The 22,719-nt window shown below is 40.5% G+C and carries 16 protein-coding genes and 2 tRNA genes; 9 read left to right on the top strand and 9 right to left on the bottom strand.

Annotated features, from left to right (window positions below; translation table 11 throughout):
• Positions 1-85: 85 nt before the first annotated feature.
• Both M1381_06925 and M1381_06920 read right to left on the bottom strand, forming a co-directional pair.
• A tRNA-Asp gene (locus M1381_06925) sits at positions 86-163 on the bottom strand.
• A gap of 8 nt (positions 164-171) precedes the next feature.
• Positions 172-244 (bottom strand) — tRNA-Val (locus tag M1381_06920).
• Between the two features lie 147 nt (positions 245-391).
• Here M1381_06920 and M1381_06915 point away from each other — a divergent pair.
• Both M1381_06915 and M1381_06910 read left to right on the top strand, forming a co-directional pair.
• A complete protein-coding gene (locus M1381_06915) occupies positions 392-3,733 on the top strand; it encodes a hypothetical protein (protein ID MCL4478813.1) in 3,342 nt (1,113 codons plus the stop codon).
• 167 nt (positions 3,734-3,900) lie between these two features.
• On the top strand, positions 3,901-5,691 hold the full coding sequence (locus M1381_06910) for a PQQ-binding-like beta-propeller repeat protein (protein ID MCL4478812.1): 1,791 nt from the start codon (positions 3,901-3,903) through the stop codon (positions 5,689-5,691).
• Between the two features lie 100 nt (positions 5,692-5,791).
• Here the strand turns inward: M1381_06910 and M1381_06905 are convergent, their stop codons facing one another.
• Positions 5,792-5,956 (bottom strand): hypothetical protein, encoded by a 165-nt coding sequence (locus M1381_06905; protein ID MCL4478811.1) that lies wholly within the window; start codon positions 5,954-5,956, stop codon positions 5,792-5,794.
• A 1-nt stretch (position 5,957) separates the two neighbouring features.
• Between M1381_06905 and M1381_06900 the strand changes: the two genes are divergently transcribed.
• From M1381_06900 to M1381_06890, 3 genes are all read left to right on the top strand, one after another.
• Positions 5,958-6,188 carry a PQQ-binding-like beta-propeller repeat protein gene (locus M1381_06900; protein MCL4478810.1) on the top strand — a complete coding sequence of 77 codons (231 nt, stop codon included), beginning with the start codon at positions 5,958-5,960 and terminating at the stop codon, positions 6,186-6,188.
• Positions 6,189-6,205: 17 nt separating this feature from the next.
• Entirely contained in the window at positions 6,206-6,646 is a 441-nt protein-coding gene (locus M1381_06895; GenBank protein ID MCL4478809.1) for a DUF3617 domain-containing protein, read from the top strand.
• Between the two features lie 359 nt (positions 6,647-7,005).
• Positions 7,006-7,581 (top strand): Ig-like domain-containing protein, encoded by a 576-nt coding sequence (locus tag M1381_06890; protein ID MCL4478808.1) that lies wholly within the window; start codon positions 7,006-7,008, stop codon positions 7,579-7,581.
• Positions 7,582-7,682: 101 nt separating this feature from the next.
• Here M1381_06890 and M1381_06885 read toward each other — a convergent pair whose 3' ends face one another.
• The 6 genes from M1381_06885 to clpB all read right to left on the bottom strand — a co-directional run bounded on the left by M1381_06885 (position 7,683) and on the right by clpB (position 19,919).
• A complete protein-coding gene (locus tag M1381_06885; protein ID MCL4478807.1) occupies positions 7,683-8,846 on the bottom strand; it encodes an SAM-dependent methyltransferase in 1,164 nt (387 codons plus the stop codon).
• Entirely contained in the window at positions 8,843-10,486 is a 1,644-nt protein-coding gene (locus M1381_06880; protein MCL4478806.1) for a B12-binding domain-containing radical SAM protein, read from the bottom strand. Before M1381_06880 ends, M1381_06885 begins: the two co-directional genes overlap by 4 nt.
• A 54-nt stretch (positions 10,487-10,540) precedes the next feature.
• Entirely contained in the window at positions 10,541-15,976 is a 5,436-nt protein-coding gene (locus tag M1381_06875) for a hypothetical protein (GenBank protein ID MCL4478805.1), read from the bottom strand.
• A gap of 42 nt (positions 15,977-16,018) precedes the next feature.
• Positions 16,019-16,255, bottom strand: a complete 237-nt coding sequence (locus tag M1381_06870; GenBank protein MCL4478804.1) for a hypothetical protein — start codon at positions 16,253-16,255, stop codon at positions 16,019-16,021.
• A 1-nt stretch (position 16,256) separates the two neighbouring features.
• Positions 16,257-17,075, bottom strand: a complete 819-nt coding sequence (locus M1381_06865; GenBank protein MCL4478803.1) for a hypothetical protein — start codon at positions 17,073-17,075, stop codon at positions 16,257-16,259.
• Between the two features lie 225 nt (positions 17,076-17,300).
• Positions 17,301-19,919 carry an ATP-dependent chaperone ClpB gene (gene clpB / locus M1381_06860; GenBank protein ID MCL4478802.1) on the bottom strand — a complete coding sequence of 873 codons (2,619 nt, stop codon included), beginning with the start codon at positions 19,917-19,919 and terminating at the stop codon, positions 17,301-17,303.
• Between the two features lie 359 nt (positions 19,920-20,278).
• Here clpB and M1381_06855 point away from each other — a divergent pair, with 359 nt between their 5' ends.
• From M1381_06855 to M1381_06840, 4 genes are all read left to right on the top strand, one after another.
• Positions 20,279-20,479 (top strand): hypothetical protein, encoded by a 201-nt coding sequence (locus tag M1381_06855; GenBank protein MCL4478801.1) that lies wholly within the window; start codon positions 20,279-20,281, stop codon positions 20,477-20,479.
• Positions 20,476-20,862 carry an adenylate/guanylate cyclase domain-containing protein gene (locus tag M1381_06850; protein ID MCL4478800.1) on the top strand — a complete coding sequence of 129 codons (387 nt, stop codon included), beginning with the start codon at positions 20,476-20,478 and terminating at the stop codon, positions 20,860-20,862. The genes M1381_06855 and M1381_06850 overlap by 4 nt, the downstream gene beginning before the upstream one ends.
• 23 nt (positions 20,863-20,885) lie before the next feature.
• Positions 20,886-21,125: a hypothetical protein gene (locus tag M1381_06845; protein MCL4478799.1), complete on the top strand. Its 240-nt coding sequence runs from the start codon at positions 20,886-20,888 to the stop codon at positions 21,123-21,125.
• A gap of 150 nt (positions 21,126-21,275) precedes the next feature.
• Positions 21,276-22,511, top strand: coding sequence for an MFS transporter (locus tag M1381_06840; protein ID MCL4478798.1), 1,236 nt, complete (start codon positions 21,276-21,278; stop codon positions 22,509-22,511).
• The last annotated feature ends 208 nt before the right edge of the window (positions 22,512-22,719 follow it).

Genomic DNA, 22,719 nt, shown 5'->3' with positions numbered 1-22,719 from the left:
CTGCGCCGGGGTTCAATCGCTGATGGATCCCATATATTCTTATAAAGCAGTTTTTTTATTTGAATTAAAAGAATAAGCCATCAAATGGCGGGGTCGACGGGGCTCGAACCCGCGACCTTCCGCGTGACAGGCGGACGTTCTAACCAAACTGAACTACGACCCCAAAAAACGTAGGCGGAACAGGGCTCGAACCTGCGACATCCACCGTGTAAGAGTGGCGCTCTACCAACTGAGCTATCCGCCTTCAAGACTTTAAATTATACATAATCGACGATAAGGCTGTCAAGTTAATAATAATTATTTTTTCCACTTGACACATTTAAGCATTTTTAATATTAATATACAATATAGTATAACTACTTAATTATATTATCTTTTATTGAATGCAATTATGAAATCTAAACCTTACGAGATAGTGCATAATATCTATAAAATAAGTAAGCCTGAGGTAGTCGGTGTAATTCAAAGAAAAGGGTTGTTCCATTTACTGGATAAACTCCGTAAAAAGCCTATTGTCTGGATATCCGGCATACCAGGGTCTGGTAAGACTACATTTGTTGTAAACTATCTGAAAAGCCGCAAGATACCCTATATCTACTACCATCTGGACGAAGGGGACAATGAGTTATCAACATTTTTCTATTACATGGGTATGGCAGCAAAAGACATTGTATACCCACCCCGCGCACAAAACATAACAACGAAAAGAGATGTACAATCGTTTCCGCTCCCTACCCCGGAACATCTCCAGGATATTCCTGCATTTACAAAGCTGTTCTTTCAGGAGCTCTTAAGCAGCTTAGCCAAGCCAAAGAAGTTTGTTATTGTATTTGATAATTATCAGGATGTGCCTCCTGACTCTATGCTACATAAGGTCATAAGTATGGGGGTATCGATGATATCCGATTGTGTTCCTCACTGTATAAATTTTATATTTATAAGTAAAGGCGAACCCCATGCGGCATTCTCCCATCTTCGCACCGGTGATAGAATAGGCTTTATTACGGATCAGGATATTAGATTTACCATGAGTGAAACCATGCTATTCCTTCAAAAGAGAGGACTTAAGAATATCAGTATTAAGGATGCAAAACAATTCCATGATAAAGTGCAAGGGTGGGCAGCAGGTCTCGTATTGTTAATGGAAAAGTATAGAAAGGAAGACGTACATCTTATACAGAATGAAATCTTAGAGGACAGGTTCTTTAACTATTTTGCAGATGAGATCTTTAACAGAATAGATAAAAACGTTCAGGACTTCTTACTGAAAACATCATTTTTGCCAAAGATAACCTTTGATATGGCTCAAAGACTGACCGGGATGGACCATCCGGAAGACTTGCTTGCAAGTCTACATCTTAACAATTATTTTACCGTGAAGATATCATCTCTTGAATCTACATACCATTATCATTCGCTCTTCCGTAAGTTTCTCCTGGCGCAGGCAAACAAAGTATTCAAAGAAACAGAGCTGAGAGAAATACGGGAGAAAGCGGCTGAGCTATTGGAAGAAGCAGGAGAGATTGAAGAAGCAGCAAAACTGTTTCAAGCATCCAAAGATTGGCATGCTTTTACTCAGCTTATCCTTAACAATGCGCAGCCTTTAATAACACAGGGAAGAAACCAGATCCTCATGCAATGGCTAAAGCAGCTGCCAGCTGCAGTCCTTGATGCCGCACCTTGGCTGCTGTACTGGTATGGGGTAGCTGTCTTACCGTTCTCACTGACCGAAAGCCGTAAAACGCTGGAAAAAGCGTTTGCCTTATTCCAAGAGCAGCAAGATCAAAACAGCAGTAATGGATTATTTCTGTCCTGGGCAGGTATTGCAAGGACGTACTGCATAGAATGGGATAACTTTGAGCCACTTGACCGTTGGATTGAGATTATAAAAGGGTTACTCTCACGTGTGCCTTTCCCTTCCGGACAGATCGAGGCACACTTCATCTCCGTTATGCTTTTATCTATGATTTACCGGAAGCCACAGCAAAAAAACATATCGCCATGGGTAAAACGCGCCGAGGCTATTGTGCAATCCCAAAACGGCAAACACACTGATGAACGCACAAGAGCAATGCTCACGAATTACCTTTTGTTGTACTATTCGTGGATAGGCGATATAGCAAAAATGGATGTACTTTTTGATATGCACAAACCGGTTATCAATAAGCCAATAATCGATCATGATACTATAAGGCGTGGTATAAGCAACCATGGTGCAATAACACCATTAGAGTCGATTTTAGGGCAGGTTATTAAATGTATCTATCTGTGGTTTACCGTATCACCTAAAACAACTTCTGCAATAGATGAAGGCCTGGAGATGTCGAACAGGTACGGTGTGCATTTATGGGATCACATGTTTTTTGCCCAGGGTGCCTATTATGCGCTTACGACCGGAGAGCTGTCCGCAGCAGAAAAATATCTGAACAGCATGTTTAACTCCATGGACAGCAGCCACACTCTGGACGTCTCACACTATTATTACCTGAAAAGCTATCATAGCCATCTGAAGAGGAATCTGCCGGTGTCTATGAAATATGGAGAAGAGGCACTGCGAGCCGCGATTCAAGCTGGCGCACCGTTCCCGGAGGCTATAAACAGACTTGGGCTGGCTCAGATACAGGTATCATTGGAAGATTACGAAAATGCCCGCAAAAACCTGACACATGCCAGACATATAAGTGCAGAGATGCGATCGGTAATACTGGAGTTCTACTGCTGTTTGCTTGATGCACAGATTAAATTTGACTGCGGCAATGAACTCGAGGGTTTTGAACAGTTACGCAATGGTATGAAGATCGGGAAAGCACAGGGCTATATAAATCACTGGCGATGGATGCCTGATATTATGCTCCAGTTATGCATAAAGGCGCTTCAAGCAGGAATAGAAGTACCGTATGTACAGATGCTTATTAAAAGACGCGGACTTGTTTTGAAAAATAATATCGGCAGTACCGGTAATATTGTTGATATCGAAAATTGGCCATGGGAACTTAAGATACGTACTCTTGGTAGTTTTGCATTATTGAAGGATGAGCAACCATTGGGTTTCTCAGGCAAGGTTCAGAAGACACCTGTAAATATGCTTAAGGTATTGGTTGCATCCGGAGGTATAGATGTCAGGGAAGAGGTGATCAGCGATGCACTATGGCCTGAGGCAGAGGGAGATAAATCACACAGTGTCTTCTCAACAACGTTACAGAGGTTGAGGTTGCTGATCGGTAATGAGAAGTGCCTACAAGTTAAAGAGGGCAGATTATCTCTTGACCCTCAATACTGCTGGGTTGATGTATGGGCTTTTGAGCAAATTCTTGATAGAGCCGATCCTTTGTGGAGCAGTAATATAGAAGCGGCTGCTAAACTAACAGAGCAAGCTGTTGACATGTATAAAGGCAGATTTTTACCCAATGATGCGAACCAATGGTGGACTACATCCATACGAGAGCGTATCAAAAGTAAATTCATCCGTTCCATAAGCAGGCTGGGACACTATCTGGAACAGAAGGGCAAATGGAGAGAGGCTTTAGAGTGCTACCAAAAGGGATTAGAAGCGGATAATCTGTCAGAAGAGTTCTATCAATCTCTCATGTTATGCTATCAATCAATGGGTAGAGCCGGTGAATCTCTGGCAGTGTACAACAGGTGTAAGAATACGCTTCAAACCATACTGGGTATATCGCCTTCACCAAAGACAGAATCCATATACGCGCTGATCAAAAGCTCTCCCGGGTAATGTCAGGAAAGCAAGATTAGTCCGGGAATGCGTGTGCGGTTTTCCTTTACCCGAAAAATGCATTTGTAAAATAAGAAAGTCTGACCGTACAACAATCCTCGATGTGTGACCGTTTTGTGACTTCTTGTGTGCTACAGACAGGTCAAAACAAAAAGGAGGGTACAAACATGAAAACAATAGGTAAGTTGATTTTGGTGCTTGTCTTTGCATCGGCGGTAATGGCAGGATGCAGCAGCACAAGCGGTAAGAACGGCGCAACAGGTCCGGCAGGTACAAACGGCTCGAACGGGCAAACGGGTCCTGCGGGTCCTCAGGGCCTCACTGGGCCTACCATGCCTATCATACAGAGTCTGTCGGTTTATGGCATGCCCGCGACGCCCGGCACAAGCTTCACGGCGGCGGTTGTGGCACAGAGCGCGCAGGGGCTTGCGCTGACTTACACGTGGACGACAACAAGCCCGTGGGTCGTGTCCCCGGGCAGCGTCAACGATCCGACGGCAACCATCACGGCACCATCAAGCTACTCCGCATCCGGCACGGCCACGATCGAGGTCAGCGATGCCAGCGGCAGATACGCGATGGGTACGATTGCCCTGGGCACGCAGGGCAATACCTCGCCGGTCATCAACAGTATCGCCATCGGCCCCCAGCCGGTGTATGCTGCATCAAGCCTTGAGTGCGATGCGGACGACCCTGACGGCGATTTACTGAGCTTTGAATGGACTATAGGAGCGTACATAACGTCAACGGGCTGGGGAAATGATACTGTGTGGTATTCGCCCGGCATACCTGGCTATTACAAGGTAATTGTAACAGTGACCGACGGCAATGGTAAAGAGGCACAGGGTAGCAGCTACATGAACATAGCCAGCGCCTCGCCATGGCCCACATTCCACAGGGATCTACAGGGGACCGGACTGAGTAATATCAATACAAGCTCTATAACAGGAACAGTAAAATGGACATATACAGACCCAAGCCTTTCTGGATACCAGCTACTGGCATCACCGGTCATTGGTGCGGATGGAACCGTCTACGCAGGCTCGACAAATTATACAAACGGCGCTCTTTATGCCATCAACCCGACCGATCAAGCTCTCGAATGGAGTTTTACGACAGGGGGAGGAGGGATATGGGCGGCGCCAACCATTGTCTCGAACGGAACCATCTATCTTGGCTCGGCGGATGATCATCTCTATTCCCTCAACGCAACTACCGGCGCCGTTGATTGGAGCTTCACAACAGGGGGGAGCATAAAGGCCACCCCGGCGATCGGTGCGGACGGCACGATCTACGCTGGCTCTTATGATGGTAATTTTTATGCCATTAGCCCACAGGGACAACGAGTATGGAGCTATTCGACAGGTCAAATAGACTCCGGGGCCGCAATCGGTGCGAATGGCACCATTTATGTCGGTACAACAGGTGCAGCACCAACAGTAAGTAGTTACCTTTATGCATTCTACCCGGACGGAGCTGTCGATTGGCAAGCCTTAATATTTGAAGGAACCATAGATTCCAGTCCGGCAATCGGATCGGATGGCACCATCTACGTAGGTTCAGGGAATGGCAATCTTTATGCATTCTCACTGGCGGCAGGATGGCGTAAATGGGTCGCAGCAACAGGAGGCAGCATAGCTACCTCACCGGCAATCGGCCCGGACGGCACGATCTATGTGAGCTCCTTAGATGATTATCTTTACGCGTTTAACCCCGATGGGACAGAAAAATGGAGGGTGCTAACAGGCTCAGTCTATTCCTCACCGGCGATCGGAGCGGATGGTACCATCTATGTTGGTTCGCAGACTGGCGAACTTTATGCAATTTCACCGGCAGGAAACGTAAAATGGACATACTACGCAGGCTCCGGCCATAGACTCTACAGTTCACCGGCAATCGGTGCGGACGGAAGTATATACATCGGCGACTATCTAGGCGTCTTGAATGTGGTACACTGAGAAGAAAGAGTCGGGCCGGAAGCAAGCGGCAAGAAATAGAAGGTGGGACGTTACAAGGCAGGTGCGGGGTTCTCGCACCTGCCGCCTTCATAGCCGGCAGTTATTGGAAAGCGGGGACATCATGCAGACATATATCATCCGTATCTACAGATGCAGAAAGGACCGTCCCGGAAGTATTATCGGGACCGCGGAACACGTCGGTAACATCTACGTACCCTCTGATAGCGGCTATGGCAGTCAGGGTTATATTTATGCCCTCAGTCATAATGGAGGACTCGAATGGAAATCTCTATGCAATCAAACCTGATGGCACAGTCAAATGGGATTATCCGACAGGAGGCATCATTGAGTCATCCCCTGCAATCGGAGCCGACGGAACAGTTTACGAGGATCAGACGACGGACATCTCTATGCGATACACTGAGGGCATACCGAAGAACTGTAATAAGCAGCAGGGGCAGACCTATGGATCTGCTCTTCCCCTTAAAAAAAAATAAATAAAAAGGAGAATATAATGAATAAAAAAACTATAATCACTACCGGCATTTTCGTGGTACTGCTTTCTGCGATAGCAATGGCCGGTCCGGCAAATATGAAGCAGGGCTTGTGGAAGATCACGACATCCATGAGCATGCCGGGTATGCCTTTTCAGATGAGACCTACCACCATAACAACCTGCTTTGATAAAAAGAATATCACAAATCCAGACAAGGCAATGCCTACTACGCCCCAGCAGAACAAAGATTGTAAGATGACAGACCGCAAGATCTCCGGCAGTCATGTAACTTGGAAGATGGTTTGTACAGGCAAGCACCCTGCAACAAGTACAGGGGATTTTACCTATCACAACGGCACAAGCTATAATGGCACCATGACCACTGTTTTTCATGAACATGGTACTACAAGAAAGGTCATTGATCGCTATACCGGTGAACGCGTTGGCGATTGTAAGTGAAACAAATAGTATATGACAAAAATTCCCAATCTGTGACTTATCGCATGTTATATGGATAGTTATGTTAAATTCCATCAGTCTCCCCTTACCGAGGGGAGGGTAGTGGAGGGGATAATTTGCAAAACAAAAAGGAGGAAACAATGAACAATATAAAAACTAAAATATTAGTGTTAAGCATGGCCGTCCTGTTTACAATAGCAGGATGCAGCGGATCAAACGGCAAGAACGGAGTCAACGGTGCAGCAGGTCCGGCATGAGAGACAGGTGGAACGGGACCAACGGGAACAACCGGTCCGGCAGGTCCGACACTGCCTTCGGTATCATGGGTAAGCCCTACGCCAGGAAATAATAATACAGCATTGGATATTGTAATAAGAGCAACCTTTACAATGGCAATGAATCCTGCAAGTATCAGCGCAACGACCTTTATTGTATCGACACATGGTACCCAGATTACAGGAACAATATCTTACAATTCAGGCTCACAAACAGTATATTTTGATCCATCAAATACACTTGACTCATTTGCTCTTTACACAGTAACACTTACAACAGGTGTGCAGGATGCCAAGGGCAATAGCCTTGCACAGGATTACGCATGGTCATTTAATACAAGCGCATCACTTACGCCTGAACATTTGTATGTAGCCAATGGTGGTAATATCAGTGTCTATAATAATGCAAGTGTTGCAAACGGAAATATTTTCCCGGATAGAAATATTTTAGGCGCTTCCACTGGATTAAGCAGATCGTCCGGTATATGGTATGATTCATCTTCTGATAGGCTCTATATATCTAACCAAAATAACAACTCCATAACTGTCTATAACAATGCAAGCACAATAAACGGTGATATTGCACCTTTCCGCACCATAACAGGAGCTAACACTGGTTTATCAGCCCCGTATTATATGTGGCTTGACACTGGGCAATGAGGACTAAGGAACAGAAGATATAAATGTTTAATGGCGGGGTTTCTCCGCCATTTTTTATTTTATAAAGAATCTCAATCCGTGTTTTCGTTGTTATAGATTTGTCATGTCGGACCATGCCCGCCTTCCTTGCGGAGAGGAGGCTGATGCTGCTTAAACAATAGTGTAACCATGTTTTTATAAGTAAAGCCTGATGGGACGGGCAGCCCTTTACCGCCTTTATATTGAAGCATGACTTTAAATATTTCTCCCATTGTTCCAGGCATGATTAAAAATTTTGATGCTGATGTAAGTCTGAAGTAATCAACAGGATCATTTATTACTTCCTTTAAATTTTTCAGCAATTTTTCATATCCGAGAGCATAAATGAAGTCCATCTGTCTTACGTAACCAATCGGTTCTAAAGATAATTCAAGCCCTTTTTTTGCAAGGTTCGTAAAATCAACATGTGATGTTAAATCTTTTTCTCCCGATAACTCATAAGGGTTATCATCCGCTTGATGCTTATAGTAACACATCAATGTTCCATTAGTCCTATCAGGGCTATAATAATCGAGTGTGTTGTACCCGTAGTCAATTGTAAGAACGTATCCATGCATAAGTATTGAAGCCATTGTTTCAAGCATTTTGCCGGCTCTTAAATTGATTTCTGTACGGACGTCTTGAGTAAGCTCTATTCCAAGATTGTCAATATGGGCTAAGGTTGCATCCGATGCAGGCTCAAGCACTTCTACAAATTGGTCATCCTTCACATCAACGTAAACCTCATAAAGTCTGTCTTTCATAACTATAATATGAACGGGTAATGCGTCAAACAGCTCATTAGATATTATGCAGCCCGTAAAAGGCTTTATAACGGATGGTGTTTTAAATACTTTGATTTTTTCTTTATGCTCTATGTCAAAATTGGAGCCCGTCTCTACAATGATGTAATTCACCCTCTCATATACGTCCTTATGCCACGTTATCAATGATTCGATTATATCGTCCGCCATCCTGCCTGTACCTGCACCGAATTCTACGACATAGAACGGATCGGGTTTGCCAAGCAGCTCAAAAAACTGTGCTATCTGTTTTGCGATAATCATACTCATAACAGAGGATGCATAGGGTGCCGTATAAAAATCACCTTCGGGCCCGACTCTTTGTTTGCCCGACGTGTAATAGCCCAAAGATGGATGATAGAGAGCTTCTTCCATATATTGCTCAAATGTGATTGGACCATTTTTATTTATATAATCTTTTATAAGTCTCTCAAGTTCATTCATGTATTACATATCCCGCAAAGCTTACAAACATCGGGCTTGCACTTTGGTGTGAGAATGCCCTTCATACCGAGTTCATATTCTTTATACAGAAAACCTTTCGTGAAACCATAATCAATAAAGTCCCATGGAAATATCTCGTGTATATCCCTTTTCCTGTAAAGGTAATAATCGAGATCAATGGCCGTATCTTTTATAGTCATTGATACGGAGGTATCATGTTCTGATAAATGGATAAGGAATTTTGATAATTCCCTGCCGCCTCTTGATAGAATTGCCTGCAGCATATAATGCTTTTCCCATTCAATTCTTATACCTTTACCCTTGAAGCCCGACTTTATAATATCCAAGCGATGCCTTAAAACGGTTCCGTTTATGACAGGCAGCCACTGAAACGGGGTATGCGGCTTTGGTATGAGCGGGTTTATACTCACACTAATTTTACCGTATCTCAATTTACTTTTTAATAGCAATACCAAGTTTATTATATCAAAAATATCTTGATCTGTTTCGGAAGGTATCCCTATCAGGAAGTAAAGCTTTAATATCTTTATACCGGCTTTGTCCAGCAATTCCACAGCCTTAATAATCTGCTCATCGGTGAGTGATTTGTTTATGATTTTGCGTAATCTATAATTACCGGCTTCGGGTGCTATTGCAACAGACATTTGATCGTACTGTAACTCTACACTATTCATGTCCTGTCCATTAACAGCGTCTGCCCGCATAGATGACATGGATGCCCTGAGACCAAGTTTATGTATGTATGCAAGCAATTCATGCAGATCCGGATATTCTGTAACCATCGGGCTGATAATGCCGACCCGTTTTACATGCACAGGCAGTGACTTAAGGTTATTTTTCAGTATATTTATATCCTTGTGTCTCGGGGGCAGGTAGGCGTATCCTGATATACAAAATCTGCATCTATAACCGCACCCCTTTGATACTTCTATTAGATGCATGTTTGAGAATGTAGTATCATTTGTGTAGATCACTGTAGACGATAAGAATTCGGATGGCGGAGAAAAATGCCTTTTAACCATTTTCTCTGTTTTGTATTTGTGGTTAATTCCAATAATATTACCATTTGTATCGCGTGTAACGTTATAAAAAGATGGTATGTAAACACCTTCAAGCTCATCAAGCTCATGGAGAATGTCTATTCTGTCAAGGCTATTTTTCATATCGTGATATACGATCTCAGCAACACTATCTAAAAGCCCTTCTGCCTCGCCAATAATGCAGGCATCAATAAATTCAGAAACAGGCTCAGGATTAAGTGTTATTGCAGCGCCGCCTGCAATAACCAAGGGGCCGTGCCTTCTATCGGATGAGTATAACTCAATTCTTGACGCCTTTATAAAATCAACGAGGTTTATGTAATCGCTTTCAAACGATACGGAGAAAGCAATAATAGAAAAATCGCTTACTCGTCTTTTGCTTTCAATTGATAGGGGATTTTTATCTCCTTTTCTCCAGAAGCATCTTTCGCAGGTTATATTGTCAATTTTATTCAGCAGTTCATAGATGGTATGAACAGCGAGGTTACTCATGCCCGTTCTGTATGTATCCGGGTACACTAACAAAACAGGAAGTCTGGCTCCCCATTCCTTTTTTATAAAACCTGTTTCTTTAATCATTTAAAATGATTCTACATAGAAAAGATAGGAGTATTCAAGCAATAGTGTGCCTATCTATACAGATAGTATGGACATGCCGAGTCTGGTTCTCAGAACAAAGTGGCTATCCGAAAGGTAAAATTGTAAAAAATCCTGCATCAGTTCAGACGATGAAAATGTCTCCTTTCTTTTTTCTTTGTTAGAAAGCAAGGTTAAATCGCCTACATGCCATTTGACCATCGCCGAGAATACAGGCTCAATATCTCCGATCATAAAAGCAGCAGTTCTTACGCCTGTCATCTCTATGCCGTTGAACCAGTCCTCCGCGTAATGGTTCATGATCTTAAGGTATTTTCTTACAGGCTCTTCAAGGGCTGTTTTTTGTTTCCTGGACAGTGCGGAACTCACAGTTTCAAGCAGTGTTTGAAAAGAAGGATTGGATTCCTGCGGAAGGCTTATAGATGGATTTATGATTTTTATGATTATATTGATAAAATTATTAAAACGTTCTTTACCGAGCTTTAAGGGCAGAGTAAAGCCTGATTTTATGTAGGTCAGGTATTCAATCAGTATAAACAGTTTTTCCTGCTGGGACAGCTTGTTTAAATATGCAGTGTTGACAATAAGGGAAGGCGGATTTGTGTTTTCTATTACTATCCTAAATGAGCCGCTTGATGTATGATAAATATCAATATCACTTATACCGAGTATTTTAAGCATATCGGCATATTCCTGCCATGAAGATGTTTTTTGTGTTATCCTTTGCTGTTTACCTGCCCCATAAGACTTCAGATCAGGCTTAAATAAGTTATCGGCAGAATCCGGAAATACATTTAATATATCTTTTAAAGGACCCCTGGTCTTTATGTTGAGAAGGTGTGTATGAAACAGATCGTCCGATATTGGAATTTTAGGCTGTTTTGGTTGTTTATTTTTATTCGCATCCACAAATATTCGTTCGAGATCTTTTTCATCACCGAATAATTTTAGGATACTGTAATACAGGAATACCCTGTCAAAATCTTTTTTTTGCTCATAAAATTTTGATATAAATCTTATTGCATCAATATTTGCCGGTGCATATTTTAGTACCACTGCATATTCTCTTACCGCATCGGATAGTTGTGCCTTATTTTTGGAAAGGATTGAGGCAATGGATAGGTGTGCATTTACATCGGCAGGCTCTATATCCACGATTGTCTGGTACTGCTGTAAAGCAAACTCCATGTTATTGAGTTTGTTTGAGTATAACTCACCAAGCTCTTTCAATAAAGGAAGCATATTTTTTGGTTCTTTAGGTAACAGGATTTTTACAAATTTCTGATACAATTCTGCGAGTCCGGAAAAATTGCCCTGTAATTCATATATCTTGCCAAGCCCTTTTAAAACAGTAATGGAAGATGGTGCTTTTTTTAAAGCTTCAAGATAATATTTTTTTGCTGTATTAAGGTCGTCCTTGAATTCAATATAAATTTCTCCAAGTCTCATGCATGTCTTTATGGAGTCATCGGTTGAGGTTTCTATTTTAAGGAGTTTTTCAAGCATTTCTATCTCGTTATCAACATCGGACATCTCCCGGTAAATCTGTATAAGCTCACCGAGGATCTGAATATTACCGGGTAGTACAGTCATCGCATCCCTCAGCAAGGGTACAGCACCATTGAGATCAAATAGCCTGTCGTGCTTTATCTTTGCGATCTTTATTAGGATCTGCGCCCTGTCTGTAACGTTGGTGATAATTTTTGACAGTTTATTCAGTACCTCTATCTCGAGCTCAAAATTGCCGAGTACTGCTGTTAATTCTTCAAGTTTCACAAGGCTTTCTGTATCATTATCATCGATGTCAACTGCGCGAAGTAAATATTCTACAGCCTGCTGTATGTTGCCGAGTTTATGTGATGCGTTTGAAAGCGTTTTATACAGTTTATGCAATTGTTCTTTATTTAGCTCTTCCTCATGTGCATATACGACATTTTTTAGTGTGTCATAGGCATCTTTGTAAAACCCCATCAAACAGGCTGATTCGCCGTAAGAAATTCTATAGTCTATATTTGATGATAAGATATTGTATGCTTCTTTAAAGGCTGAATGGGCATCCTTATTATTCCCTTTATCTTTAATTAAGTTTCCATATTCATAATAAAGCTCAGCCTTCAATTCATCCGTTAGCTCTTTTAATTTGATTGATTCTTTATAATACCTTATTGCTTTGTCTGATAGATTCCGGCTTGCAGTTATTCTTGCAAGTTTAACGATTATATCGGTTTTCGTTTTGTTAAGCTCATAAGCCGATTCATAAGACTGTATTGCTGCGGTCGGATCATTTAAGGTATTCAGCCTGAGTTCTGCCTGCTTTACAAGATAATCAAATCTTGTATCATTTTGTGAAATATTATTTATTGCAATATCATAGAATTTATCAAGTGATGCATGATCACCTTTTTTTATAAGGAGTGTCTCAATGTCAGGGTATATATCGGTTTCAGAAGGCTTTATTTTTAAGATATCCTGATACATGTTTATGGCTGAATCAAAGTTCCTCAGCTCTTTTGACTTTATGCTTGCAAGTTTCTTGTTTAACCGTATTGCTTCGTCAGGTAATTGTATGATAGATAGCCTTTGCTCATAAAGATTAGATAATGAATTAAAATCTTTTAAATCTTCATAAAGATTAGATAATGATGTATACGCCTCATTATTTTGCGGGTATGAAGAAAGAATATCAATGTAAATTGCAATCGCTTTTTGTTTATCGTCCTTCCATATTTTTGCGAGCTCAAGCATGTATTTAATTCTTTGTTCATCTTTAAGCTCGAAACCGAGTATTTTTTGAATAGTAGAAGTAAGCTCCTTTGTGTTATTGGTTTTTATATATAAAGAAGACAGCCTTGTATATATATCAAGATTTTTCAATTCCGTTTTAACGAGTCCTTCGAGGGATTTTATAGCCTGCTCCGGTTGGTTTAATTTTTCATCAAAGATACCGGCGCTTTTTATAATAAAGGCTGTTTTCTCCTCGCTGTTATTGCTAAGCTCTGCCTCTTTCCTAAGTGTTGATGCAAGGAGGGAATAGTCCTCGCCTTTTAATGCAAGAGACTCAAGCAATTTCAAATAATCAATATTCATCGGTTCTTTTTCTATGAGTTTCATCAGATATATTGATGCGGATCTGAATTCATTGATTGCTTCATAAGAGTGTAAAAGTTTTTTATAGATTTCGCTGGGATTTTCTTCTTGTCTCGGCAGCTTAAGCAGCGATTCTAACGCGGATATTGCTGTAACATAGTCATGATTTGCATAAGCTGCATAAGCATAAGCCTCTGCATATCTTCTATCAGTACTATTAAGCTCATAAGCCTTTTTATAAGCTTCGAGTGCGTTTGGATATTTACCGATCTTATCAAGTACCATTGCGTATTCGTATGTAAATTCGGATCGCTCGTTTTCAGGTATGATATCGTTCGTGATAGAAAACCTGAAGTAAGGCTCTGCTATATCTAGACTGCCGGTATTAAAATACAGTTTGGCAAGTGTGTAATTGGCTTTATGATTATCCGGTTCTATCTGTACAGCCTGGTCAAAGGCTACTATGGCTGAATCCGTCTTTGCAAGTTTTTCAAATTCGATTTCACCAAGTTTTACGAGTAAATCTGCTTTTGTCTTCGGGTTATCCGCTCTTTCTATAAGCAGGGTGTATAATCTTTCGTAACCGATGTAATCATCCGTAGAATCATAGATTCTCTTTAGAGTATGGATTATATCAATTGAATCTGGTGATAGCTCAAGTGCCTGCCATAGTACATCTTTTGACTTGTTTGTATCGATCGCCTTATCGAATAGAATAGACCCAAGTTCTGTCATGGTACTTAACCTGTCATCGGTTATATCGAGTTTTTTCTCAAGTGCTGTCGCAAGACTTTTGGGATCGTCTATTTCTCTGTATATCCTTTCAAGAGCAAGTATGGATGTACTATCGTTATGAACCCTTTCAAGTATGCTGTTGTATATATCTGTTGCTCTGTCATAGTCACGGATGCTTAAGTAGAGCTCTCCAAGTTTGTAATCTATATCGAGTTTCTTTTCTGTATCTGTTGTTAATGATTTTAGCTTTAATAAAAGCTGTTCATACTCATTCCGGTTCTCTGTAAGGGCGTAAATATTTAAAAGTGATTCTATGTACCCCTGATTTTCGGAATCAAGTGAAAGTGCCCTGCTATAACTATCTGCTGCGTATTCATAATGTGAAAAGCCTTTGAGATAAGCATTGCCGAGGTTAGCCCATACCTTTGCCGATTCTGCATCATCTTCTTTACCTCTTAATCTATCAAGAAAAAATGTGACGAGGCTGTTGTAGTCATTGTTTTCTGTATAGGTATTTTCAAGCAATGAAAAATAAGATGGATCATCTGTAAGCTCTATAAGTTCTTTAATGAGTTGTGCTGCTTCAACGTAATTATGTTTTTCTCTTAATGCATCTATAGCTTTATTGTAAAGGGGAATCTTCTTAGAACTATCGTCTTCTACTTTAATCAATTTGAGGATGATCTCATTTGCATCATCATTAGAATTGAGTGTTATATAAGTCTCAAGTATTGCATAAAGCAATTCTTTGTTATCAGGGCTTACTTCCAATATCCCCCTTAAATAAGGTATGGCAGACGCGCGTTCTCCAATGGACAAGTAAGACAAACCGATGGTTTTATCAAGTTCATACCTGTTTTCGGGTTCTATATTTTCTCTCAGCTTTAATAGTATTGGGATCATAAGAATTGGTTCGTTCAAATTGCTGTAGAGCTGTTTCAGATGATTAAATATCTCTGTGTGGTTTTCAGAATCGACAGTTAAAGCCATCTCATAGTTATACGCAGACTCATAGGGATCTTGTATAAGCCTTTCGTACATATCGGCAAGTGTAAGATAAAGCCCTTTGAGCTGTTCGTTGTTTCGTAAATTTTTTATAAAAAACTCTTTTTCCTCTATTATTTCAGCAAAAAATCCTTTCTCTTTGAGCAGGTTATATATTGAATTGACAATCTCTAAAGATGGCTCTGCTGAAGACTCGAGCTTAGAAAGTGCCTGTTCATGCATGCCAAGACTCAAATAGTTACTGATTATTTCTTCGTTTAAAGAGTTTATTTCAGAAGGCTCTCGTTTCAGATAAGATTTACCCTCGAGCAGTATATTAAGTTCAGGCAGCATATTGCGGTTTTTGAGCAGGTCTATAAGTGCGTCTATAGCAGTTTGATCATCTGGTTTTAGTTCAAGCAAATCAAAATAAAACTCAATAGCCTGATCATCCTGATTTAATTGGTTTCTGTATATGTTTGCAACTTCTGATAGATGTTTTATACGCTCTTCATTACCCTCTGATAAAGAAAATAGCTTCTTGTATGTATCTATGAGGTTCTCCCAGTCTTTGTTGTTTTTATAAACCTCTGCGAGCCCCTTTAATGCAGGGATATTTCCAGGCTCTAATTTTAAAATCTCAAGATAATAGGTAAGGTTATCCACCCTTTGAATTCCAGTCTATAATTTCAGTATATTATACTGCTCTTAAGCAAAGAAATTATAAAACCATGCTATCAACCATCCGGCAATATAGCCTGTAACAAATCCATAGATCAATCCGAGCAAAGAACCACCAAAGGTGATCGTGTAGCCCCAATAAATCTGGTTGAGTTTTATTAGTGTAGAGCCGCCATGATGTAAAACTATGTAGTTTGTTAGTAAGAAAATAAACAATCCAATTACCAATCCTATTGATAATCCTAATGCATTTTTTTTAAGCATTTTATTTTACCTCCTTTATGTTTCCTATTATTACAAATTGCGGATAAACCCATCCATCAAGATGAAGTTTCGTACTCTTTATATGGAAATAAGAAAAGTTTTTGTTTATAAAAAACTGTTCTATAAATTCTACGCGCACAGGTCCTTTAACCCGTTCTAATAATTTGTGAAGCTTGAAATCATTTCCGATGAATGAAAAGACGGGGATATAATTGCTAAAACGTGCTTTGAGATTATCGGGGACATACAATGTTATTGTATTTGAGAAAGCCGTTTGAGCATCGATATCAAGTTTAATTGAAGCATCGTTTGCGAGCGTTATTGCTTTTCTATAATTACCATTACGGTATGCATCCGATGCTTTAAAGAATTGTTCTATAGAATAATTGCTTGGCACAAGCAGCCTATCGAGTTTTATTCTGGCAAGTTCTACTTTGCTTTTCGCGGCCTGCTTTAGTTTAAGCCTTATATCATAGGACCGGTCAGCCTGAATTTTTGCCTCTATTGCGAATTTATTTGCGGATTCATAATCGCCATTAGCCTTTGATGATTCTGCCTTTGCCATATACACTCTATAGCCCTGTGTATCGATATTATTCGGATATAATGTTGAGAGTCTTTCGTAAGCATTGTTTGCCTGTCGAAATGACGATTGAATATTAATAGCAGGCGTACATCCTGACAGTCCTGAAAGGGTTGCTAGAATAGTTAATCCGAAAAATGCAATAGTAAAATCTGTTTGTTCGTTCAAAACTGCGGTAAAATATACCGCAGCCTTCCATGTTGTTTTTAAATGTATTCTTTGGATTAATCCTTTCATGTCTTAATAACTACATTAAACTCTTTTAAATTTCAAGATTTATAATTATGTTTGTCTTTTCCTTGCAGTGGCGATTCGGTGATCCGCCCTTTCCTGGGCGACCAAATTTGTAATCCCTGCAATATGCCTGCTCCCGGTTACCCGTTTTCAGCAAAACGGATTTTACGACGGCAGGTTTCGTGGGAATGACACGATAAACGCATCATTTTGCTCACTTCACAGACTTCATTTTTTTTCAACTGCATTTTTTGGTTTAAACACTATGCCTTTGTTTTCAAAATCCACATCAACATCTTTCCCGGAAGGCAGACTGCCCGACACGATCAATCTTGCAATCGGTGTTTCGATCTCTTTTTGAATAAGTCTTTTCAGCGGTCTTGCACCGTAAACAGGATCGTATCCTGTCTCCGCAATGTAATTTCTTACCACATTCATTAATTTGATAGATATACCCTTGTCTTTTAATCTTTGATCGAGCCTTTGAATCTGTATATCAACGATCTTACCAAGTTCCAATTTTGTAAGTGCATGAAATACAACAACCTCATCGACCCTGTTTAAGAACTCAGGTCTGAAGCTGTTTTTCAATTCGCCCAATACCTGTTGCTTCATCCTTTCATAACCTTTTTCGTCTTCACCCGAATATTCAAGGATCAGGGTACTGCCGATATTAGATGTCATAATTATAATAGTGTTTTTGAAATTAACAGTTCTACCCTGTCCATCCGTAAGCCTTCCATCATCGAGTATTTGAAGGAGCACATTAAATATATCATGGTGCGCCTTTTCTATCTCATCAAAAAGGATCACGCTAAAAGGTTTCCTGCGGACCGCCTCTGTGAGTTGTCCGCCTTCTTCATAGCCCACATAACCTGGAGGTGCGCCTATCAACCTTGCAACAGTATGTTTCTCCATATATTCAGACATATCAAATCTGATTATATTATTTTCGTCGTCGAAGATAGCTTCGGCAAGCGCCCTTGCAAGTTCTGTTTTACCAACACCTGTAGGTCCAAGAAATATAAAACTGCCGATCGGCTTATTAGGATCTTTGATTCCCGACCTTGCCCTTACAATAGCATCTGCAACAGCATTAACAGCCTCATCCTGACCAATCACCCTTTTGTGAAGTATGTCTTCAAGGTGTGAAAGTTTTTGTGTCTCGCCTTCAATGAGTTTTGAGACAGGTATACCTGTCCATCTGCTCACAACCTGTGCAATATCCTCTTCATCAACCTCTTCCTTGAGTAATCTATTACCGCCTTTTTCAAGCTTTTTGCCCAGCTCTTTGTATGCGTTTTCAAGTTCTATTAATTTACCGTATTTTAACTCTGCTACCTTATTTAAATCATAGGAGCGTTCCGACTTGTCGATATCAAGCTTTGTTTTTTCTATGCCCTCCCTGATTTTTCTAACATCAGAAATGAGTGCCTTTTCTGTTTGCCATTTTGTTTTCAGCACGTCTGATTTTTCCTTAAGTCCTGAAAGCTCTTTATCAAGTTTTTCAAGTCTATCTCTTGATGCACTGTCCGTTTCCTTTTTTAATGCCTGCTTTTCAATCTCAAGCTGCAAAATCTTTCTTGTAATTTCATCAAGCTCCATCGGCATACTTTCGATTTCGGTGCGCAGTTTTGCAGCAGCTTCATCAACAAGGTCTATTGCTTTATCGGGTAAAAATCTATCCGATATGTATCTGTTACTTAAAACTGCAGCAGCTACGAGCGCAGAATCCTTTATCCTTACACCATGATGAAGTTCGTATCGTTCTTTAAGTCCTCTCAGAATTGAGATCGTATCCTCTACAGACGGCTGGTCAACAATGACGGGCTGGAATCTCCTTTCAAGTGCAGTATCTTTTTCAATATATTTCTTATATTCGCTGATGGTTGTTGCGCCTATGCAGTGTAATTCCCCTCTTGCGAGCATTGGTTTTAAAAGATTGCTCGCATCCATGGCACCTTCTACAGCACCGGCCCCAACAACCGTGTGAAGTTCATCTATAAACAAAAGTACCTCGCCTTTTGATTCCTGTATCTCCTTCAAAACAGCCTTGAGCCTTTCTTCAAACTCGCCTCTATACTTAGCACCCGCAACAAGTGCCCCCATATCGAGTGCGATAAGTCTTTTGTTTTTAAGGCTCTCGGGAATGTCACCATTTATTATCCTCTGGGAGATGCCTTCAACAATGGCTGTTTTGCCAACCCCAGGCTCCCCTATAAGAACAGGATTATTTTTTGTCCGTCTGGAAAGTATTTGTATGGTCCTTCTTATTTCATCGTCCCTGCCAATAACCGGATCAAGATTACCCTGTGACGCCGATTTTGTAAGATCACGGCCGTATTTTTCCAATGCCTCATAAGTTACTTCAGGTGTGGGTGACGTTACTCTCTGGCTCCCCCTTATTGCAACAAGGGCTTTCATAACGGCATCTCTTGTTATGCCCTGTTCGAGCAGGATCTTCCATACCCTGCTTGATTGGCCTTCACTCATCATGGCAAGAAAGATATGCTCAATACTTACATATTCATCCTTCATTACCTGTGATTCTTTTAATGCCTTATATAGTGTTGCATTGAGCCTTGCTGTAATATAAAGCTGATCAACACTGCCTGATGTCCCCATTATCTTCGGCATGTCCGCAAGTACAGCCTCGAGTCTCTCCTTGATGATTGAAGGGTTTTTGTCTATCTTTTCTAGGAGATGATAGATAAGCCCGTCTTCCTGCTCGAGCATTGCAAGTAATAAATGCTCTGTATCTACCTGCTGATGATTATATCTTGATGCTATCGATTGTGCCTCCAGCAATGCCTCCTGAGCTTTTTGAGTAAATTTATTTATATCAATCATAATAACCTCCTGCGTTTAAGAATAAGATAATCATAAAATCATCAGTAGTGTAGTATTAAATGCATTTCATTGTAGTTGTCTCTTAATGAATGATTGAGCCGTCTCGTCTTACAGGTGAAGCTAAAAGTATCATTCCCGTGAAAACTTATCCCAGACCATGATCGCGGATGTGAATCCGGAAAAGGTGTATTGATGAACTCAAAAAAGTAAATATGGAATTTCAATTAAAAAAAATTGATATATGAGCTTGTACGGATGTGATTGTTATCACAGACATCGACTAAAGTTTTATTGTAATATTAAGTTTAACAATATATAATTTATTATATGATTTATTTAATTTGCCGGAGAAATTAATGTGTAAAAAACTGGTCTTATTGGTATTCAGCGTTGCTGTATTAATGCCAAAAGTCCTCGTTGCAGAACAAAGTGTGCAGGTTGTACTTTCCAGAGCAATCATATTACAGCAAGAGCACAAATTTAAGCAATCCATCGGGCTGCTTAAAAATTCGTTACAACAGTTCCCCGATAATCGGGACATCCTTATGAATACATGACTGCTATGACAGGGGTTATTTTAAATCATTCAGGCATACTTGATAAATATATAGGTGATGATATAATGGCTTTATTCGGGACACCATTGTCAATGCCTGATCATGCCGAGAAAGCCGTTCTGTACAGTATTGAAATGCAAACGATCTTAAAAGACGTTAATAAAAAACTAAGTACTTTGAATCTGCCTTCTGTATCCATTGGAATAGGTATTAATAGCGGTGAAGCTGTTGTAGGTAACATGGGTTCTGAAATGCCGTTTGATTACACAGCCATAGGAGATAATGTAAATATTGCATCAAGGCTTGAACAAATATTATGGAACAAATCTACTGGTATCAGAATTCACATACATCCGGCTATCATCAAGGGACATCTTGTTTAAGCTGGATCGCGTTATCCCATCAGGTGTGGATACGCCGATATTATGTATATACATTACTGCCTGACGGCATAAGCAATGCTGATGAATTTAAAGCCATTTATGAAGAAGCACTGTCAGTATATGTAGAAGGTAGATTTTATGATGCTGCAAGTGTATTTGCTAAGGCGGGCAACGCTTATCCTTTTGTGAAAACCATGATATACAGATGCAGGGTATTAAACAAAGATACGTGGGAAGGCTTTTACAGATTTGAGAAAAAATAATAAAATAAGGTGTCATTGACATGCTTCATGGTATTCGGAAAGTGTCAATATTGACGATATCCTGTTAATTTTTGACTTCGGATAAACATTCGAGAAACCATAGTATATTAGTGTCTTGACAATTTGAGATTGTGTATCTTAAATACCACCATGTTTGTTAAAGATATTAAAGAACTGCATCCTGCAACAGCCAGGCTGCTTGCCACACGCATGATCCGCAGCGTTGGACAGGGTATACTCGTTGTTGATTTCACGCTCTATCTTCATGCAATGCACTGGAAGGGCAGTTCTATAGGTATTGTCCTCAGCTCGGCAGGGTTATTCGGCGCATTTTTAAGTCTTATTATCGGGGTAAGCAGCGATCGCTTAAGAAGAAAACCATTCTTACTTGTATACCAGTTTATACTAATAACCGGTTGTATCATAGCCATAGCAACGGCACAGCCCTGGCTGTTAGGAATGAGCGCCGTGTTAGGGGGATTTGGTCGCGGAGCAAATGGAGCGGCAGGCCCATTCTCTCCGGCAGAGCAGGCATGGCTTGCAGAAAGCATCAAACCTTTAAAACGCGGATTTATTTACAGCATAAACACGGCGCTCGGCTTTTTCGGAACAGGCCTTGGTGCTCTACTCGCTATTTTGCCATCACTGTGGGATAAATGGTTTATCGGTGCAATGTCTTATCGCCCGTTGTTTGCTATCGTAGGTATACTGGCTATTATAGATCTTGCTTTGATACTATCTACAGAAGAGTCCTATAGAGGTAATAGAAAAGGCGGGAAAGACAGTGAACATAAGGAAAGCCGTAATATCTCTAAAAAAGAAAATCATGAATTATTTAAATTAGTATTTGCCAATGTTTTTAATGGAGCAGCGATAGGCATGACGGGTCCTTTAATGGCATATTGGTTTGCTATAAAGTTTCACGTAGGCCCTGATTTTATAGCTCCGGTAATGGCTGTAACATTTTTTGTTACAGGCATAGCAGCCCTATTTACAGGAAGATTGACCGAACATATAGGGATTGTAAAATCTGTAATATTTCAAAGGACATTTGGTTTGATAATGCTTTTGCTTTTGCCCGTTATACCGTTTTACTGGCTTGCCTCGCTTGTTTATCTTTTAAGGTCGGCATTTAACAGAAGTACAACCGGTGCGCGGCAGGCATTGACTATAGGATTGGTGAGAAACGAACGTAGAGGCCTTGCTACAAGCCTTAATGCGGTTTCTATGCAATTGCCACAGGCTGTTGGACCAACCATAACGGGCTATTTTTTTCAATCGGGACAACTTGTTTTGCCGTTTTATATAGCAGCTATGCTTCAGGGCACTTATATAATTATTTATAAAAAGTTTTTCAGCGGGTATGAACTTTCGCAAGAGGAATGACACAACCATAAAGTAGACTACACCCTATGGTCCTGGCAAAATTCCGTTTAAAAAAACGTGCAAATTTATGGAAGCAGCAGGGGCAGCCCTGTGATTTTCCTAAAATGAGGGTAAAGACATGGATAAAACAAATATCGATTTTTCACAAATAGCCGAAAAATATGAGCGGTATTCTTCAGTGCAAAAATCCGCGGCAGATATACTGTTA

The sequence above is a fragment of the Deltaproteobacteria bacterium genome (assembly GCA_023382265.1).
In the GTDB taxonomy this organism is placed as follows: Bacteria; JAMCPX01; JAMCPX01; order JAMCPX01; family JAMCPX01; genus JAMCPX01.
This window is presented reverse-complemented; position numbering and strand designations above follow the sequence as displayed.

Excerpts from the sequence above, each read along its gene's own strand:
- M1381_06880 (MCL4478806.1), bottom strand. The coding sequence starts at position 10,486 with ATGATTAAAGAAACAGGTTTTATAAAAAAGGAATGGGGAGCCAGACTT.
- M1381_06885 (MCL4478807.1), bottom strand. The coding sequence starts at position 8,846 with ATGAATGAACTTGAGAGACTTATAAAAGATTATATAAATAAAAATGGT.
- M1381_06865 (MCL4478803.1), bottom strand. The coding sequence starts at position 17,075 with ATGAAAGGATTAATCCAAAGAATACATTTAAAAACAACATGGAAGGCT.
- M1381_06895 (MCL4478809.1), top strand. The coding sequence starts at position 6,206 with ATGAATAAAAAAACTATAATCACTACCGGCATTTTCGTGGTACTGCTT.
- M1381_06870 (MCL4478804.1), bottom strand. The coding sequence starts at position 16,255 with ATGCTTAAAAAAAATGCATTAGGATTATCAATAGGATTGGTAATTGGA.
- M1381_06900 (MCL4478810.1), top strand. The coding sequence starts at position 5,958 with ATGGAGGACTCGAATGGAAATCTCTATGCAATCAAACCTGATGGCACA.
- M1381_06855 (MCL4478801.1), top strand. The coding sequence starts at position 20,279 with ATGTGTAAAAAACTGGTCTTATTGGTATTCAGCGTTGCTGTATTAATG.
- M1381_06850 (MCL4478800.1), top strand. The coding sequence starts at position 20,476 with ATGACTGCTATGACAGGGGTTATTTTAAATCATTCAGGCATACTTGAT.
- M1381_06905 (MCL4478811.1), bottom strand. The coding sequence starts at position 5,956 with ATGACTGAGGGCATAAATATAACCCTGACTGCCATAGCCGCTATCAGA.
- M1381_06840 (MCL4478798.1), top strand. The coding sequence starts at position 21,276 with ATGTTTGTTAAAGATATTAAAGAACTGCATCCTGCAACAGCCAGGCTG.
- M1381_06915 (MCL4478813.1), top strand. The coding sequence starts at position 392 with ATGAAATCTAAACCTTACGAGATAGTGCATAATATCTATAAAATAAGT.
- M1381_06910 (MCL4478812.1), top strand. The coding sequence starts at position 3,901 with ATGAAAACAATAGGTAAGTTGATTTTGGTGCTTGTCTTTGCATCGGCG.